This is a genomic window from Methanobrevibacter sp. (genome assembly GCF_017431965.1).
In the GTDB taxonomy this organism is placed as follows: domain Archaea; phylum Methanobacteriota; class Methanobacteria; order Methanobacteriales; family Methanobacteriaceae; genus Methanocatella.
The window spans coordinates 1-17,897 of the sequence record NZ_JAFRKB010000029.1 but is presented as its reverse complement, the minus strand read 5'-3'; the positions used below and the strand labels follow the sequence as shown (position 1 = coordinate 17,897).

At 36.9% G+C, this 17,897-nt stretch carries 20 protein-coding genes; 13 read left to right on the top strand and 7 right to left on the bottom strand.

Going from position 1 to position 17,897, the window contains the following annotated elements; genetic code table 11:
- A partial coding sequence (locus tag IJI93_RS03420) for a hypothetical protein (RefSeq protein ID WP_292819985.1) occupies window positions 1-757 on the top strand: 757 nt, incomplete at its 5' end.
- A gap of 225 nt (window positions 758-982) precedes the next feature.
- Here IJI93_RS03420 and dmpI read toward each other — a convergent pair.
- Complete coding sequence (dmpI, locus tag IJI93_RS03415) at window positions 983-1,171, bottom strand: 4-oxalocrotonate tautomerase DmpI (RefSeq protein WP_292819982.1); 189 nt, start codon at window positions 1,169-1,171, stop codon at window positions 983-985.
- 120 nt (window positions 1,172-1,291) lie between these two features.
- On the opposite strand from dmpI, the gene IJI93_RS03410 reads away from it, so the two are divergent.
- Both IJI93_RS03410 and IJI93_RS03405 read left to right on the top strand, forming a co-directional pair.
- Complete coding sequence (locus IJI93_RS03410) at window positions 1,292-1,750, top strand: deoxyuridine 5'-triphosphate nucleotidohydrolase (protein WP_292819979.1); 459 nt, start codon at window positions 1,292-1,294, stop codon at window positions 1,748-1,750.
- Complete coding sequence (locus tag IJI93_RS03405) at window positions 1,747-3,279, top strand: thiamine pyrophosphate-binding protein (RefSeq protein WP_292819976.1); 1,533 nt, start codon at window positions 1,747-1,749, stop codon at window positions 3,277-3,279. Before IJI93_RS03410 ends, IJI93_RS03405 begins: the two co-directional genes overlap by 4 nt.
- 1 nt (window position 3,280) lies before the next feature.
- Here IJI93_RS03405 and IJI93_RS03400 read toward each other — a convergent pair whose 3' ends face one another.
- The 5 genes from IJI93_RS03400 to IJI93_RS03380 all read right to left on the bottom strand — a co-directional run bounded on the left by IJI93_RS03400 (window position 3,281) and on the right by IJI93_RS03380 (window position 7,188).
- Window positions 3,281-4,099: a hypothetical protein gene (locus IJI93_RS03400; RefSeq protein ID WP_292819973.1), complete on the bottom strand. Its 819-nt coding sequence runs from the start codon at window positions 4,097-4,099 to the stop codon at window positions 3,281-3,283.
- A 197-nt stretch (window positions 4,100-4,296) separates the two neighbouring features.
- Window positions 4,297-4,557, bottom strand: a complete 261-nt coding sequence (locus tag IJI93_RS03395) for a hypothetical protein (RefSeq protein ID WP_292819970.1) — start codon at window positions 4,555-4,557, stop codon at window positions 4,297-4,299.
- Window positions 4,547-5,122 carry a DUF2953 domain-containing protein gene (locus IJI93_RS03390; RefSeq protein ID WP_292819967.1) on the bottom strand — a complete coding sequence of 192 codons (576 nt, stop codon included), beginning with the start codon at window positions 5,120-5,122 and terminating at the stop codon, window positions 4,547-4,549. Before IJI93_RS03390 ends, IJI93_RS03395 begins: the two co-directional genes overlap by 11 nt.
- 27 nt (window positions 5,123-5,149) lie before the next feature.
- A complete protein-coding gene (locus IJI93_RS03385; RefSeq protein ID WP_292819964.1) occupies window positions 5,150-5,563 on the bottom strand; it encodes a GerW family sporulation protein in 414 nt (137 codons plus the stop codon).
- A gap of 482 nt (window positions 5,564-6,045) precedes the next feature.
- Entirely contained in the window at window positions 6,046-7,188 is a 1,143-nt protein-coding gene (locus IJI93_RS03380; protein WP_292819961.1) for an alanine--glyoxylate aminotransferase family protein, read from the bottom strand.
- 246 nt (window positions 7,189-7,434) lie between these two features.
- On the opposite strand from IJI93_RS03380, the gene IJI93_RS03375 reads away from it, so the two are divergent.
- From IJI93_RS03375 to IJI93_RS03365, 3 genes are all read left to right on the top strand, one after another.
- Complete coding sequence (locus IJI93_RS03375; RefSeq protein WP_292819958.1) at window positions 7,435-8,082, top strand: YitT family protein; 648 nt, start codon at window positions 7,435-7,437, stop codon at window positions 8,080-8,082.
- 313 nt (window positions 8,083-8,395) lie between these two features.
- On the top strand, window positions 8,396-9,115 hold the full coding sequence (locus IJI93_RS03370) for a 6-hydroxymethylpterin diphosphokinase MptE-like protein (RefSeq protein ID WP_292819955.1): 720 nt from the start codon (window positions 8,396-8,398) through the stop codon (window positions 9,113-9,115).
- 36 nt (window positions 9,116-9,151) lie between these two features.
- A complete protein-coding gene (locus tag IJI93_RS03365) occupies window positions 9,152-10,261 on the top strand; it encodes an ORC1-type DNA replication protein (RefSeq protein ID WP_292819952.1) in 1,110 nt (369 codons plus the stop codon).
- A 111-nt stretch (window positions 10,262-10,372) separates the two neighbouring features.
- On the opposite strand, the gene IJI93_RS03360 is transcribed toward IJI93_RS03365, so the two are convergent.
- Window positions 10,373-10,552, bottom strand: coding sequence for a hypothetical protein (locus IJI93_RS03360; protein WP_292819948.1), 180 nt, complete (start codon window positions 10,550-10,552; stop codon window positions 10,373-10,375).
- Window positions 10,553-10,640: 88 nt separating this feature from the next.
- Here IJI93_RS03360 and IJI93_RS03355 point away from each other — a divergent pair, with 88 nt between their 5' ends.
- The 7 genes from IJI93_RS03355 to IJI93_RS03325 all read left to right on the top strand — a co-directional run.
- Window positions 10,641-11,063, top strand: coding sequence for an archease (locus IJI93_RS03355; protein WP_292819945.1), 423 nt, complete (start codon window positions 10,641-10,643; stop codon window positions 11,061-11,063).
- Between the two features lie 33 nt (window positions 11,064-11,096).
- Window positions 11,097-11,417: a hypothetical protein gene (locus IJI93_RS03350; RefSeq protein ID WP_292819942.1), complete on the top strand. Its 321-nt coding sequence runs from the start codon at window positions 11,097-11,099 to the stop codon at window positions 11,415-11,417.
- 556 nt (window positions 11,418-11,973) lie between these two features.
- The gene (locus IJI93_RS03345) at window positions 11,974-13,422 is read left to right on the top strand and encodes an RtcB family protein (protein ID WP_292819939.1); all 1,449 of its coding nucleotides are present in this window, start codon (window positions 11,974-11,976) and stop codon (window positions 13,420-13,422) included.
- Window positions 13,423-13,427: 5 nt separating this feature from the next.
- Entirely contained in the window at window positions 13,428-14,186 is a 759-nt protein-coding gene (gene mtnP, locus IJI93_RS03340; protein WP_292819935.1) for an S-methyl-5'-thioadenosine phosphorylase, read from the top strand.
- A gap of 18 nt (window positions 14,187-14,204) precedes the next feature.
- Complete coding sequence (locus IJI93_RS03335; RefSeq protein WP_292819932.1) at window positions 14,205-14,540, top strand: NifB/NifX family molybdenum-iron cluster-binding protein; 336 nt, start codon at window positions 14,205-14,207, stop codon at window positions 14,538-14,540.
- 486 nt (window positions 14,541-15,026) lie between these two features.
- A complete protein-coding gene (locus IJI93_RS03330) occupies window positions 15,027-15,608 on the top strand; it encodes a 30S ribosomal protein S3ae (protein WP_292819929.1) in 582 nt (193 codons plus the stop codon).
- 480 nt (window positions 15,609-16,088) lie between these two features.
- On the top strand, window positions 16,089-17,897 hold a 1,809-nt coding region (locus IJI93_RS03325; protein WP_292819926.1), incomplete at its 3' end, for a hypothetical protein.

The following is a 17,897-nucleotide window of genomic DNA, read 5'->3' as shown; positions in this document are numbered from 1 at the left end:
TGTAGCTAAAATTGATGAAAAACTGCACTTGTTAGGTAAATTCGACACCAAACCAAACGATAAGTTGGTCGAAAAACTCATCAAAAAAATAAGGAGAAATCCAAATAACTCAAAGTATGGCCTCAACATTTCAAGGGTTTATGAAATCTTCATGGTCAAAAAGCAGATTGCAGGTGACGAGTATGTCTTCGGGCTCTATGACAATCTGGATGACGCCAAATTCACAAGAAATTTTCTTCTTGACAATAACTGGAACGTAAATGCATTCAAAAATGTGGAATTCTGCGATGAAACCGAGACATTCAAGACAGTTGAAGTCATCGACGATAGGGTCTATGTTCTTGAAAGCTTTGAAAGCTTCGATGAAGCCGAAAGAAATATTGAAAACTCCCGAAAGGAATTTCTAAACAGGATATATAAGCACAAAACGGGCCTTGCAAACTACCCTCATCTCGATGAGTTGACCGATAAGCTGGAATATCTCGAAGACGCATTTCAGCTGAAGGCAGAGGATGGGACATGGGATTTCACCCGGGAGGTCGAAGACCCCCTAAATGACATCATCTTCACCCTGACACCCTGGCAGAAAATCATCTATGATGCATCCCCGGAAACGTTCACGGTCGATGATCTGGAAACATCACTTGAAAGATACAGGTCAAAAAACTTCACACAAAAAATCGAAAAGCATCTTGATGAGCTGATTGACCTGAACTTGATAGAAAAAGTCGACGGTGAAAAATTCAAAAAAGTATAAATATTTTACACAGAAAATATATTATTGGTGTTAATATATGTTTAACACCTTTAGTCTGTGTTTATAAAAAAAGGGAGTCATGATGAAAATCATGACTCCCTGAATGATAAATGAAGAATGAGTCTCTCTTTTTTTTAAAATTTTTTTTATAGGAGCCACGGCTCTCGCCATGGCCCACTATTATGAGAGTGGGACTACAGTATGTAATCCCGTGATAAATGAACATTATTTTCTATCTGATAATAATTCTCCGGCCACTCCAATACTTTCCTTCGGATAAGCCTGGACTAAAACAGTAATGGCGTCAATCGGCAAATCATATGATTCAGCAACAACTTCAGAAACTTTCTTAACCATTTCTCTTTTTTTCTCAACACTGATTCCATCATTTCCGGCTATAGTAATTACAGGCATTATATTCACCATTTAAATATATCATTATGATAATATAAATATTTTTTCCCAAATTCTCTCCAAATCTCAAAAAGATAATATAGATTAAATCACACATAATTAACTAAAGGGCTTGATATTATGCTTGGTGAAGAAGAACTTGTTAAACTGTTTCCGGATTTCGCTGATTTGGTTCAGCCTTCAGGAATCGATTTGGAGCTGGATAAGATTTACATCCAGAAAAGTGAAGGGTCACTAATCGACAACGAAAAGAACTTGCCGGAGCTTGAAGAGATGGAAGGCGACATTTACACATTGAAACCGCACACTGCCTATCTGGCAAGCATCAAAAGGAAAATCAAAATTCCAAAAGGATATACTATGCTCTACCTTCCAAGGTCAACGCTTCTAAGGTCATTCATTTCCGTTCAGACTGCCGTCGGAGATCCGGGATTTTACGGAACACTGATGTTTATGGTATACAATCACGGCGAGTTTGAATACAGAATCAAGTCAGGAGACAGAATTGCCCAGGCGGTGGTTTTCCCGGTTGAGGGTTCAGGCGAGTATGACGGATCTTATCAGGAGAAAGAAAAATGAACGTTTCAGACAAAATTGTTGAAATTCTTGAAAGCGAAGATGTGGAGGACGTTTTCGGAATTCCCGGCGAGCAGATAATGCCGCTTTACAAGGCGCTTTCAGCTTCAAGCATCAACCATATACTAACAAGACACGAGCAGGCGGCAGCCCATGCGGCCGACGGATATTTCCGCTCAAGCGGCAGGATGGGGGTATGCATCGCAACAGCTTCACCGGGGGCATTGAACTTTACCATGGCCCTTGCAACAGCATATAAGGACAACGTTCCGATTTTGGTCATTACAGGAGACAATGAACTGAAGCACAGGGGCTCTGACTTTTTCCAGACCCTTCCCCAAAGGGAAATTCTATCACACATAGTTCAGGATTCATACAATCCATTGAACGGAACCGAAGCCCTGTATTGTCTGAGGGCAGCAATATTTGCACTCAAAAACAATCCTAAAGGACCAATCCATATTAATCTGGCAAAGGACGTTCTTTTAAGCGAGGATTTTCAGGACTTCGATTTGTGCTATCTGTGTGAAGATGACCTGTCAAACATCTCAAAGGCACAGGAGTTAATCAGCAACGCCAAAAGGCCGCTGTTCATTTTGGGTGCAGGAGCAATCACACAAAAAGACAATATTGAAGAGATAGTAAACAAATACAAAATACCAGTAACCACAACATTCCATGCAAAGGGCATAATTTCTGAATTGGATGACTTGAACTTGGGCATGGTCGGAATCAGGTCCACTTCAAGGGCAAAATACGCCTTTGAAAATACAGATTGCATTATTGCTTTGGGAATCAAAGCCAGTGAGAGAACATTGCCGGAAATTCCAAAAAACCTGATTCATGTTAACATCAACAGGGATGTTCTGGTAGGTGACTATCCTATTCATGGAAAGGTTGAGGACTTTTTGGCAAACATTGAATTCAGGCAAACCTGCTGGCTGAGCGAGATTCTTGAAATTGACAACAATCTTGAAATTGAAGGCATTGATTATGACTTGAAGCCCCAAGCGGCTATCAACAGAATCCTTGATAGATTTCCGGAAGACATCATAGTTTCGGATGCGGGCTCACACACCACATGGACAACGCTTCTCAAAAAATCAACAGCCCCAAGGCAACTTCTCTTTTCAGGAGGTCTTGCCCCGATGGGGTATGGCCTGCCGGCTGCAATAGGAGCATGTGTTGCAACTTCACAAAAGGTCATTGTCATCAATGGCGACGGCGATTTTCAGATGAATCTTCAGGAACTTGCAACCCTGAAGGAAAATGGCTTGGATGTAATCGTTTTCATTTTAAACAATTCGCAATTTGGCATCATCCGCCAATGGGAAGAAATGTTTTATGATATGGATCCATATCAGGTCAACTTGAAAAATCCTGACTTCGTAAAGCTGGCATCATCATATGGCATTGATGCGGTTCGTGTGGATAATCTGGATGATTTGGATTGGGTGCTTGGCAAAAATCTGTCAGGACCGTTCATTGTTGAGGTCATTGTTGAGAGTGAAAATATTCCACTTCCCAAATAATCTATAATCTTTGTAAAACGCTCAAGCTAAGTCCTGTGTATTTTATTATTTTTTGCATAGGCACATTGTCTTTTTTTAGTTTTTTAGCTAATTTTATTCTTTCCTTTTCTTTTCCTTCAATTTCTCCTTTTTTGAATCCTTCTTTTATTCCTTCTTTTATTCCTTCTTTTTTTCCATTTTTTTCTGCATCTTCGACTAATTTTCGTTCGTATTCTTCTAAAAATTGGCTTCCCATATTTACCACCTTTAACATTTCTTCTTTTTCGTCTTCGGGTATGAATATGTCTGTAAGGATTATCTGGCATGCTTTAATTTGGTATTGTTGCTCTTCTGTAAGTTCGATTTCATTTACAAGGCGAATTATCTCTTTGGTAATTTCATAATCGCTTTTTTCATGCTTCATGAATGGAAGGAATATCAAATTGAATAGGTCAAAATCATCAATGATAGTGTTGTTTTCAATTTTTTCTTTTATCTGCTGCAATATTTCATCCCCATCATAGTTTTTGAAAAATATGAATGGAATTTCTATTTCCATTTCAGGCCAAATTTTTGCCTTCTTTACAGATTTTTCTGCTTCGGCCATCGATATGACATATGGTTTGATTAACTTTTTTGAATCCATCCTGAAGCCGACAACATATTGTATGTTTCTTAGTATGATGTCTTCAGTCGTTCGGGATTTGTGAAACTCAAAATCGATACAGTATCCGTTTGCCGTTTCGACAACCATATCCAAAATTTTCAATTTATTTTGTGGTGTGTAGATTTCATACCCATAAATGTTTTCAATTCCCTCCTTTTCACCAATGAACCTCAATAGTGAATTCGCAAAGATTCTGCACGCTAGTTTTGAAAGTTTGTCATATTTTTTAAAGATAATGTTTTCACCTTTTTTTTGACGTTGACCAATTTCAAGCTAGCTTATCTTATTGGTTATGGTTAATGTTGGCGTTTGGCCTATATAAATTAGTAAGTAGTTTTTAAAAGCAATTTTACGCTATTAGAACAATTTTTCTATTCAAGACATTTGTCGACAAATTCTTTAACAATTGCTTCTATTTTGATTGTTTCATCTAGGGGTGCAAGGTAAATTTCATCATTTTCTTCATAAATTATTCCGGCAGGTGAAATTTCTTCGCTGGCCACTTTCTCATTGACTTCAAATGTTGTTCGTTTAAATACGAACGTAAATCCGCAAAGTGTCTTGAACTCATACCTGTCGTGATGTTTGATTTTGAACATGTCTTCGATGAACTCTTCAATATCATCTTTCATCAAGAACACCCCGTATAAATAATCTTACATTCTTTTTCAAAAGAAGTCTGATGGTTGGAACAATAAGTTTCAGCGGATAAATCTCGATGTCGTTGACACCTTCGCCGTCAAGCACGCTTCCTGTAAATGACGGTTCGGCACTCAGGCGCAGTTTTTCATGCATGGGGTTTATGACGGATAAAACGCCCCAGATAATGCCTATATATTTTCCGGTATCTGCATAGCTGGTCATTCCAAAAATAAGATGGTTTTCAAGTTTTTTAATGCTTATCACATTCAATGCAGATTTCAAATATATCTTAAAGTCTTCAAAACAAGGTTTGGCTAACTTAAGTAGCTTTTTGATATCTCTTTTTTCATGGTCTTCTTCCTCTTCTTCATCCTCTTCTTCTTCATCATCGCCGTCTTTGGAAGGGAATTTGCGGGAATAAACCTTTATCTTTTTAAAAATGAGTATTTTCAAACATCCTTTCAGTTCGCTGCCCTTTTTGTCATAGACCAGTGAGATTCTAATCCCGACAAGCAGCAAAATAATAATGAATAAGATGATTATTAGTATAATCATCCCTAGGATGTTTAACATATATGATTCCTATTCTTCGTCTTCAGATGTAGTAAATTCAGGTTCGATGAATTCGCCTTCATCGTATTCGTCATCATTTCTTGATCCCAAATAGTTTTTCACCAAATCTGAAACGATTAATCCCAAATCGGATAATGCCTTGTTTGCATCGCTTCCTTTACTTAAGTCAAGCACACGAACTCCTTCGGCGGTATTGCCTTTTTTAGGAATCATCACCATGGATATAGGTTCCACTCCGGCACCTGCCCCTGCAGCATCGCTGCCTTCCTTTCCGAATAGGCCTTCGCCTGCTCCGAATCCGAATCCCATCTTTATGACTGGGATTAAGATTTTGTCTTCGGTTTCAATCGGGGTGCCGATAACATTGTCCACGTTAATGATGTTTCGTAATTCTTCAACAGTTGTTTTTATGTTATTGCTCATAGTTTCACATCCTATTAATACTGATTTAATATTTGTCTTTAATGTTTAAAATATTTTTATATTCTGATAAAATGCATTGTTTTGACTTTGAATTTTGCTTTTATTTCAAATTTTTTTTGGATGAGGGATTTTTTTCTAACATTTCAAGGTCATGTTTTGAGAGAATTATGTGCATTGAAAGCCTTCATCAGTAATACTTTTTTCACTTATAAGTCATACATTTCAAGTGTAACTTTTCAGTTATAATTTTTTTTCACAAAATTCGAGAGGTGCGTTTCAAGTGTAACTTTTCACTTATCACTTATAAGGAACATATTTTAGACATGCATTTCAAGTGTAACTTTTCACATATAATTTATAAGTTATACCTAAGAGGTGCATTTCAAGTGTAACTTATCTGTTCTAAGTAATATATTTTTTACAAAAACCTAAACTTATAACTTATAACCAAATAAAAAATCAAAAAAAAGAGAGTGACAGAATCATAAGTATGATTCTGCAATTGATGCCACACCAGCGCCGGCATCGTCAATTACACCTAAACCTTTTAGGGTCATTCCGATTGCAGCAAAGGTTTGGGTCAATTCTTTGTAGGAAATGTTTCCCATGTGTCCTATTCTGAAAATGTTTCCTTTCAAGTGGTCTTGTCCGCCAGCCAATTCGACGCCGTATTTGTCACGGGTAGTGCCTCTGAACTCAGCATCTGTGATTCCTTCAGGCATTTTTACTGCTGTAACGGTAGCGGATGAAACAGTTTCATCAGCAAACAATTCCAGGCCTAATGCTTTAACCGCATCAACACTAGCTTTAGCAGCTTTGTGGTGGCGTGCAACTCTTGCTTCAAGACCTTCTTCCATAACAATTTTCAATGCTTCATTCATTGCATAGGTAAGTGAAACTGATGGGGTGTATGGGGTTTCAGGAGGTACTTTGTCTCCGCTTTTCCTTACTGCTTTCATGTCCAAGTAGTAGGTATTTGTTTCCACTTTGTCAACAGCGGCCCATGCGTCGTCACTTAAGGTGATTGCTGCCATTCCAGGAGGTGCAGCCAAACATTTTTGTGATCCGGTAAGACAGACGTCAATTCCGAACTTTTCGACATCCACATAGTCTCCTCCAAGGGAAGATACAGTGTCTACGATGTATAGCGCATCGTAGTTTTTCATTACTTTACCGATTTCTTCAATAGGTGCAGCCACACCGGTGGATGTTTCATTGTGGATTACGCTTACAGCCTTGATGTCTTCATCTTCGTCCAATGCTTCAGCGATGGCTTCAGGGGTTACTGCAGTTCCCCATTCAACTGCCAATTCTTTGGCATCGATTCCATGAGTCTGAGCTATTTTCATGAAACGTTCTCCGAATTTTCCACCTACGACATTCAACATTTTTTCTCCAGGCGCAACTGTATTTGCAATACCTGCTTCCATAGCTGCAGTTCCGGATCCGGTTAATAAATAAGAATTATTTGGGGTTTGGAAAACTTTACTCATTAATTCAGTAGTTTCAGTTAAGATTTCACCATATTTAGCGCTTCTGTGGTTAACAACAGCTTTTGACATTGCATTGAGTACTCTTGGGTCCACTGTTGTAGGTCCAGGAAGCATTAATAAAATATCATTCATTAAATTCCTCCAATTTTCTAGAAAATTAGCTTAGTTTCAAGCTATATATATCTTTTATTTTCATACTTATTAAATATTTTTAATCTATTATTTTATTCAGTTATCCGATGATTTGCAGATATTATTTATCATTTCATTCAATAAAATTTATTTTTATAATGAATTGTTTAATTATGTTTTGCCATATCATTTTTATATGCAATTTTACCAAAAGGATATAATTGTTGGAATATATACATTAATAATATGCTTAAAAGGATTTGTTCATTTACTGTTGGATTGTTTATAATGTCGATTGGTGTGGCCTTTTCAATCATATCAACGCTTGGAACAACTCCGATAAGCTCCATTTCCTATGCATTGAATTTGATAACAGGCATAAACATTGGAATAACCACATTCATATTCAATGCGGCACTGATTTTCATTCAGCTTTTGATATTGAGATCAAAATTCCGGAAAAAAAGGTTGCTTCAGTTCATCAACTGTGTGCTCTTTGGATATTTCACTGATTTGTCATTGTATCTGGTTTCATTTATTCCATTTGACAATACTATTCCATTTTATCTGATTTATCTGATAATAAGCATTTTTTTAATAGCTTTTGGAATCTTCATATATATGCCTGCAAATATCGCACCCCTTCCCGGAGAGGGATGTGTTGAAGCCATATCCATTGTGACCGGATGGAGGTTTTCAACAATCAAGATAGGATTCGATGCTTCAATTGTCGCTATAGCTTTTGCAATGTGTGCTTTGTGGTATTCAAACATGTTTGGTGCGGTTGGAATTGGAACGGTAATATCAGCGTTCATGGTAGGTTTTACTCTTAGACAAATTTCTGATTGGTATTTTAAACTGACAGGCAATCGTATCAATGTTGTCAATCATTAGAGAGAATTTCATTGATTTTGGTTGATGTTTCTTTATTCAGATTGTTTTTTTCTTTTCTTTCAACGAGTTTTTTTTTGGATTATCTTTTTGGTCAAATCCATGTTTTCAACCTATTAATTTTGGAGATTTCCAGAAACCATAATAAACTACATTAATGTATTTTTTAATTTATTTTAAGCAATATAAAAAGTTTTACTTTAAAATAGAGTAAATTTAATAGGTTTAAACTAATTTAACAATCTAAAACAATTTCCATAAAATAATAAATTATTTAATTAACCACTGGCTTAAATTAATATAGTGAGGTTTAAATATGGAATTTGGACTTTGGGAAAGATATTATAAGGAAATTCTTGATGATTTCGGTTTTTCAAGAGAGGGTGACGAAAACTCAGCAAAAGTTTTGGATGAAATTTTATCCGAAGAAGGATGCCTTACACTGGACGACTTAAGCCAGATTGTCGGCTTTTCAGACAAATTTATAGTGTTTGGGGCAGGACCTTCCCTAAAAGAACACATTATTCAATTAAAGGAAAATTATGATTTAAAGGATTACGTTTTGGTTTCAGCAGACGGCGCAACAACTGCTTTGATAGAAGAGAAAATCGCCCCGGATATAGTTGCCACAGATTTGGACGGAAATATGGATGACATTCTTTTGGCCAACTTGAAGGGGGCAAACATTGCGGTTCACGCTCACGGAGACAATCTCGAGCAGGTTGTCAAATACACATCATTTTTCACAAACGTGATAGGCACCACACAGGCCCAGCCTGTCGGAAACATCTACAATTTCGGAGGATTCACCGACGGCGACAGGGCGATCTTTTTGGCTGTGGCATTGGGTGCAAGCGAAATCACCCTTGCGGGAATGGATTTCGGCGATGTGGTGACAAAATATTCAAGACCAAATCTTGAAAGCGACCTGGCCGAAGCAGATGAATTCAAAAAGAAAAAACTGGAGTATGCAGAGAGACTGACCCAATGGGTAATCGACAATGAGGATGTCAATATTATCAATTTGTGTAAATAATAATTGATTTATAATAGTTAAAACAAACTAGATACTATGGGAATTGAAGATATTTTAATGCATGATGAAAGTCTTTTTCAAAATATAAACGCTTTTGACCCGGATTATGTGCCTCCGAATTATAATTTCAGGGATACTCAAATGGAAGCAATGGCAATGGCGATAAGGCCTGCCATGAGGGGTGGCCAGCCATCAAACGCAATTGTTCTGGGCTCACCGGCAACAGGTAAGACAACAGCAATCAGAAAGGTATTCGAGCTTGTCGAAAAAAACACAGAAAAGGTTGTATGTGTCTATATCAACTGCCAGCTTCACACAACCCGTTTCGGAATATTTTCCCAAATTCACAAAAAGATATTCGGGCATCTTCCTCCGGAAACAGGCGTTCCGTTTTCCAGAATCTATGACAAAATCATGAAGGATCTTCAAAGAAACGAAAAGGCATTGGTGATTGCGCTTGACGATGTCAATTATCTGTTCCAAAGCAAGAATGCCAATAAAATATTTTATGACATGTTGAGGGCATATGAGGAATATCCTGGTGTCAAGACATCCATTTTTGCAATCCTGTCCGATTTGGAATTCAAATATGCATTCGATAAGAATGTGAATACCGTTTTCATTCCGCAGGAGATAACTTTCCCGCTTTATACATATTCAGAAACTGAAGATATCCTAAACGACAGGGCAAAGGCAGGATTTTTCCCAGGCGTTTTAAGTGATGAGATATTGGAGCAGATTGCAATGTATGCCTTTGAAAACGGCGATTTGAGAATCGGAATCAAGCTTCTTAATTCCTGCGGCAACATTGCGGAAGCCGATGCAAGCCGCAAAATCACTCAGGAACACTACGACAAGGCTGTCGATTCATTAGTTTCAGTCAATATTGATGAGACCATCAAATCCCTAAATGATTCCGAAAAAGAGTTATTGAGAATGATTGCAGACTACGACGGTGTTTATACTGCAGGTGAACTGTCAAAGATATTCAAAGAAAAAACAGGTTCCAGCTACGCATCATTCGACAGGACTTTAAACAAACTGGAATTCGTGAGGTTGATTGACACTAAATTTACAGGAAAAGGGGTTAAGGGGAATTCTCGTGAAATTATATTGCGTTTTAACCCCGATGATCATAGCATCTAAATTTCCTGGGAAATCAGTTTCTGTATCATTAGATTATTGCATGGTAAGCTTGCAGGTCTAATGTGCAGCATTAAGGGTTTGGTATTCTTTTAAAAATAATGGAATCCAAGCTTAGATGATGCTCGGAGTCTGCGCTGCTACAACAGAAACAACTGATAAAAGTAATGCAGTTATTACAAGAAGCATTACCATGCAAGATTGAAGGTCATAGTCGCTGAAAACAATTTCATCTTTTATTGAACTTTTTTTTCTTAAATCTGCTTGTATGTGGGTATCTGTATTCCTTAACATTTTAATCACTATACTTATTATTATTAAAATATTAATATAAAGAAAGAGAAAGAGAGCATCTGAGAAGTAATATTCTTGAGGTAAAACCATGAAAAAATTCGAGTATTTTGATGTGACTGCCGACATTGGCTTTAAGGCTTTTGGTGAAAACCTTAACGAAGCCTTTGAAAATGCAGGCTTGGCCATTTTCAATATAATATCCGATACATCAAACATAAGTCCTGATGTTGCAGAATCATTTGAAATAGACTCTGAAGACGAAGTATCTCTCTTATACGATTACCTTGAAGAGCTTCTATTTTACCATGAAATCGACTTCATGCTTTTCAGCGAGTTTGATGTGGACATCGAAAGGGCCGATGAACACTATCATCTTGAAGCAACTATCAAAGGAGAAGCAATCGACTGGTCGAAACATGAGAGAAAGGCGGAAATCAAGGCGATAACATTCCACATGATGGATGTCAAAAAGACAAGCAGGGTTGAACTTCAGGCAATTGTAGATTTATAATTTATTTATAATATGACCAACATACATTAGAACATGAAAAGAACTAGATCTGTTTCAAGAAATTTTGAGATGATAATGGGCATAATGGGTTCAGTCATAGGCATGTTTTCAGGATCTTTTCTGATTTTTCTTGAAAGCTTCGGTCATTCTCATCCGCCATTATTCGGAGCTATAGCTTTCCTAGCATCCATTTTGGGATTCATATCCTCATATTATGTCAGAAAAAATCATGAGGTTGCGGGTTTCGGTTTTATTGTTGCAACCATGTTTGTAATTCTGGGTGCAGACTACATAAATATATTGAGTGCACTGTTTTTGATCATTGCAGGTGTATCTTCATTGTTTAGAAAATGATTTTCCACCATTCCATTTTTATTTTATTGGTTAATCAAAGCCATTCAATCCGTCAGCATAAGGATATCCTTTAAATTCTGATTTGGGAATGGCAATGTTTGAATTCATATTTTATATTGTAGCTTTTTTTAGGATTTTTGAGCATGAAAATTGAATATATGGTATAAAATTTGTTTTATTTTATGTGAACTGATTTTACAATATATGATTCCAATAGAATTTTTCATGTTCTACGGGGAATAAACATTTCGTTAATTTTTCAGAAGCAATTATCTATACTGTCCATATAAAGTTTACAAATCTTCCCGTGATGTTAAATGTTTTGATTATATTTTTTTTTAGTTGACCATCACAATAAAAAATGCAGATTTGACACGGGATTTTATAATTTATAAGACAGTTTATTAACAATATTGCTGCAGGATTTTTAACTCCAACATACTTTCCTGGGGGTCATGCTTAAAAAATCACTATTTGTCTGATGCAATAATGATCCTACCAAAACTATATTTAAACATCACTATAAATATTAAAACATAATAGTTCTGTGATTTTTATGAGTATTAAAGATGAAATTAAAAAAGTTAGGGATAATGTTTATGAGATTCCGGGTTCCTACAACAAAAAGATGAGGGCTTCCGGAAGATTTTACATTGCTGATGAAAGTTTTGACGATTTGGAGGAAGGTGCTGTACAGCAGATAGTGAATGTGGCTTGCCTCCCGGGCATTCAAAGGTATTCCATCGGATTGCCGGATATTCACTTCGGATACGGATTTCCTATTGGAGGCGTTGCAGCATTCAGTCTGAGAAACGGTATAGTATCTCCTGGAGGAGTAGGATTCGACATCAACTGTGGTGTCAGGCTGATTAAATCAAATCTTACTCTTGAGGATATTGAAGAACACCTTGATGAGCTTACAGAAAAGCTGTTTAAGAATATTCCGTCCGGTGTTGGAAGCAAAGGCAGAATCAAGCTTGATAAGGATGAAATCAATGATGTGCTTGACTATGGTGCCGAATGGGCTGTCAATAACGGATATGGATGGGCTGAAGATCTCGAAGTCCTTGAGGAAAACGGAAGAATGGTGGATGCAGATTCAAGCATAGTTTCCGATAAGGCTAAAAAAAGAGGAATCCCGCAATTGGGTTCATTGGGTTCCGGAAATCACTTTCTGGAAGTTCAAATCGTTGATGAAATATATAACGAAGAAGTTGCAAAGGTCTACGGCCTTGAAAAGGGAATGATTGTAATCATGATTCATTCAGGTTCCAGAGGCTGCGGACACCAGGTATGTTCAGACTATTTGAGGGTAATGGACAAGGCCTATAAGAAATACAAAATCAACCTTGATGACAGGCAGCTTGCATGCGCACCGTTGGATTCAAAAGAGGCTCAGGACTATATCCAGGCAATGGCGGCAGCGGCCAATTACGCATGGGCAAACAGGCAGATGATGACTCATTGGGTTCGTGAAACCTTTGAGGAAGTATTGGGAAAATCCGCAAAGGACATGGAAATGGACATTGTCTATGATGTTGCCCACAATATCGTTAAAATGGAAACTCATAAAGTCTATAAAAGAGAGGAAGAGCTTTTAGTTCACAGAAAAGGAGCAACCCGTGCATTCGGTCCCGGAAGGCCGGAAGTTCCGGAAAAATACAGGGAAGTCGGACAGCCTGTACTGATTCCAGGTACAATGGGTACCGCTTCATATGTATTGCACGGAACAGACGTTGCAATGGAGGAAACATTCGGATCCACTGCTCATGGTGCAGGAAGGATATTGTCAAGATCCCGTGCCAAAAAGGACTTCTCTGCTGATGAAATCACTGAGGATATGGAAAAGAGAGGAATCAAAATCAAGGCAACCAGCAAACATGTAATTGCTGAAGAGGCTCCTGGAGCCTATAAGGATGTGGACAGTGTTGTCCGCGTATCCGACAGTACTGGAATTGCCAAGTTAGTTGCAAAGGTAAAACCGTTATCAGTTTGCAAAGGGTAGTTAAAATGATAGGCATTATCGGCGGAAGCGGAGTATATGAAATCACCCAAAAGGCAGACAATTGTGAGAACAGATTGGTTGAAACTGAGTATGGGGATGTTGAAGTGTCCATTCTGGACATTTTTGGAAAAGAGGTTGCTTTTATCCCGCGCCATGCATCAGGACACAGCATTCCGCCTCATAAAATTAATTTCAGAGCAAATATCGATGCATTAAAGCAGGTCGGCGTTACAAAGATAATAGCCACAAATTCTGTCGGATCCATGAATCTTGAAATGCCTCCTGGCTCTTTTGTAATTCCGGATGATTTTCTGGATTTCTCACAGAACAGAAAGAAAACATTCTTTGAGGATAAGGTGGTTCATATAGATGTAACCGAACCGTACTGCAGTCAGCTGAGGGATGTCCTGGACGCATCCGGGGATGTGATTCTCGGAGCCACATACGTCTGCACAGAAGGGCCAAGATTCGAAACACCTGCTGAAATTAAGATGTTCAAGATGCTCGGCGGTGATTTGGTCGGAATGACCGGCCTTCCTGAAGTCACACTTGCCCGCGAAAGGCAGATGTGCTACAATTCAATATGCATCGTGTCAAACTTTGCATCAGGAATTTCTGAAAACAACCTAACAATAGATGAAGTCTTTGAAATGGTCAAAGAAAAGGAACGTGACCTACTTGAACTGATATATAATTTCATAAAAAATGTTGATGAATCATCAGATTGCGAGTGTCTTCATGCATTGGATGGTGCTGAAGTTTAATCTATATAATTATGGGGGATGAAATTGAGAATTGCAGTGGTATCTTCCGATGGTGAAAATGTGGATTTGCACCTCGGACGAGGAAAGTCAGTATACGTATATGACTGTGGGGATGAAATCAGTTTTGCTGAAAGAAGGGATGTCGAGATAGCCGAAGATTCAAAGCATCAGGGCGGCAAGGTCCTTAAGGCATGCGAGGATTGTGATGTGCTGATCGCAGTTCAATACGGATTCAAATCCAAAATCAAGGCAGAAAACCAGGGTATCAAACTGGTCATGGATGAAGGTCCTATTGATGATGTTTTGAAAAGATACATGGACCATGTCGAGTTCATGAAAAAGCCGGTTTTATGATTTGGATTTCATTTTAAGTTTAAAGCATTTTGGCCGATTGAATTTTTCGGCTGAAAATTTTATTTTTTTTAATTTTTATTCTTGTAAAAGTCCTGATTTTTATTTTTCACAGGTTGTTTTAGGTTTTTACCTGATTGTCATGGGCTGCAAAAAATGGAATATTGATCTGCTGATTTTTCATTTTTTCAAAAAAAGTAATTTTTTTAATAATCTTTATATACTATGAATAAAATAATTAAATGTAACCTTTATGGGCGGGTTTTATTAATTAAAACTTAAATTACAGATATTTTCTTTAAATAACGTGAGAAAAACTCACGATAGTCGAATAACTGATTATAAACCAATACTTTTTTATAATCCTATTTACAGTTTATTTTATGGCTTATTTGTGAAATACTGTATTTTCAGACTATATTTTAAAATTTTAATAGCGTAGGCTATATTTACTATATATTATTATTTATTAAAAAAACGGTTGATATAATGGCAAAGGCAAAACAAAGACGTAGAGTACGTGATACATGGAAAGAAAAATCCTGGTATACTATTAAAACACCAGTAAACTTTGAAGATAAAGAAATCGGAGAAACTCCAGCAAAAGATGCAAGTCTTCTCATCGGAAGAGGCGTTGAAGTGACCATGAGAGAATTGACTGGGGACTTCTCAAAACAATACATCAAACTCAGATTTGAAATTGATAATGTTGCAGGCGATGTTGCAAACACCAAATTCACCGGCCACAAAACCACAACTGATTATGTAAGAAGCATGATTAGAAGAGGAACTTCCAGAATCGATGCTTCAGCTATCGTCACTACCAAAGATGGCCGCAAAATCAAACTTCAAGTGCTTGCAGTAACCATCAGAAGAGCAAAATCTTCCCAACAAAGATACATGAGAAGTGTCATTGAAGATTTAATCAAAGAAACTGCAGCTGAAAAAACTTTCGACGAATTGGTAAAAATCGTCGTAAACGGTAAGTTAGCATCTGAAATTTACCACAATGCTAAAAAGATCTACCCTCTCAAAAGGGTTGAAATCATCAAAAGTAAAGTAATTAAATAATTACTTTTCACTTCTTTTTTTTTAAAATTTATTTTTTCATTTTCTTGTTTTCCTATATGTTATATATTATAGTGTTTTGATGTGGTGTTGTTTTCCTATATGTTATATATTATAGTGTTTTGATGTGGTGTTGTTTTCCTATATGTTATATATTATAGTGTTTTGATGTGGTGTTGTTTTCCTATATGTTATATATTATATAGTATAGTAATGTGTCAGCATATTTTTTTTGTCGGTGTTTTTTGACATATCCTTCATGTTCAACATATTTTTATCAATGCTTGTTTTGTTTGAATTTTATTTAAATCATATTTTGATATATCTTCATATTTTAGAGTTTTAGATTTAATCTTAAAATCGTTCATTTTTTTGAATATTTGTGTTTAGTAAAACATATATATTATAAATTTATGAATTAATTATCACTATAGACTTTCGACCAGTTTTCAACGGTCGATGATGTTTAATGGGAAGTGAATTATGAGGTTGAAAGAAATATTAATGATATGTTTATTATTGTGCGTAATTTGCACACTTCAGGTAGCTACGGCTAGCGATGTTGATGTAAATGGTACAAATAATGTTTCATTGGCAATAACGGATGTTGGCGTTGTCAATGATACTAATAATCAATCATTGTATTCTATTTCTGAAAATGATTCGGTTTTAACAGCTGGTGAAGAATCATTTACCTCACTTAATCAAGTTATAAACGGCGGAAGTTCAACTATCTCGCTTACTAAGGATTATAAATTTAATAACGAAACTGATTCTGATTTTGCTGGCGGTATAACAATATCAAAGGCGCTGGTGATAATTGGTAATGGACATAAGATTGACGGATCAAATCTTGCCAGAATATTTACCATTAACTCTAGGGTTATTATATTGAATGTTACATTTGTGAATGCTAAAGGTTCAGGTAACGGTGGTGCAATACACCTTGTAGGTGATGACGGTACTTTGAGTGATGTGACTTTTGAAAACAACACAGCTAATGGTAATGGTGGAGCATTATTCATTGAAGGTGATAACTGGAGAATCACTAATGGCATATTCAGGAATAATGTTGCATATGGTGATGGTGGTGCAATATACATCAACGGTGAACATGATACCATAGCAGATTCTCAATTTGATAGTAATCATGCAATTAGTACAAGTACTACTAATGGGTTTGGTGGTGCAATATCATTGTCTGGTCCTTATGCTACTATTGAAAATTCTACTTTCAATAATAATAATGCTACTTTAAATGGTGGTGCTGTTGTAGTTAAGAATGCTAATAGTGCTATTCATAGTGATTATGCAACTATACAAGGCAGTACCTTTACATATAATGTTGCTGGTAGGAATGGTGGTGCACTTTGTTGGAATAGTGCATGTTATAATGGTACTGTAATCAATTGTACTATTGAACATAATATAGCTAGAGGTTCTGCTGGTGGTATAGGATGGCAAAGTGATAATGGTACAATACGTAATACTATCTTCAGATACAATAATGCTACTGGTGAGTTCGGTGCTCAAAATCCGGGTAATGGTGGTGCAATCACATTCACTGGAAGTAATGGTTATGTATATGATTCCACTTTTGAAAGTAATTATGCTAACACTCATGGTGGTGCAGTATTCCTGAGAAGCAATCAGAATACTTTAGTACCTAGTGACAATACTTGGTTTATAGGTTGTAACTTTACTAACAATACTGCTGGTGTTAATGGTGGTGCTGTAGATTGGTATAAAGGTGCTACTAATGGTCATATTATTAATGGTACTTTCACCAACAATACTGCTAGAAGATCTGGTGGTGCTGTATTCTGGTTCGGTACTGATGGTGAAATCAAAGGTTCCAACTTTACAGACAACAGTGCATTAGGTGAGGTTCTGTATGAAAACTCATTTGGTAATATGACTTATGGTGGTCATGGTGGTGCTGTGATGTGGACCGGTGCCAGAGGTAACATTACCAACAGTGTCTTTAGGGACAACAATGCATCCGTTAATGGTGGTGCTATATTCCTTCAGGGCAGTACCGAAGGTAACTGTTCCGACATTACAATTGACACTTGTGATTTTGATGATAACTATGCGGGTGTTAATGGTGGTGCTGTTGATTTCTACAAAGGTGCTACTAATGGTCATATTTTAAATTCCGATTTTAACAACAATACTGCTAGAAGATCTGGTGGTGCTGTATTCTGGTTCGGTACTGATGGTGAAATCAAAGGTTCCAACTTTACAGACAACAGTGCATTAGGTGAGGTTCTGTATGAAAACTCATTTGGT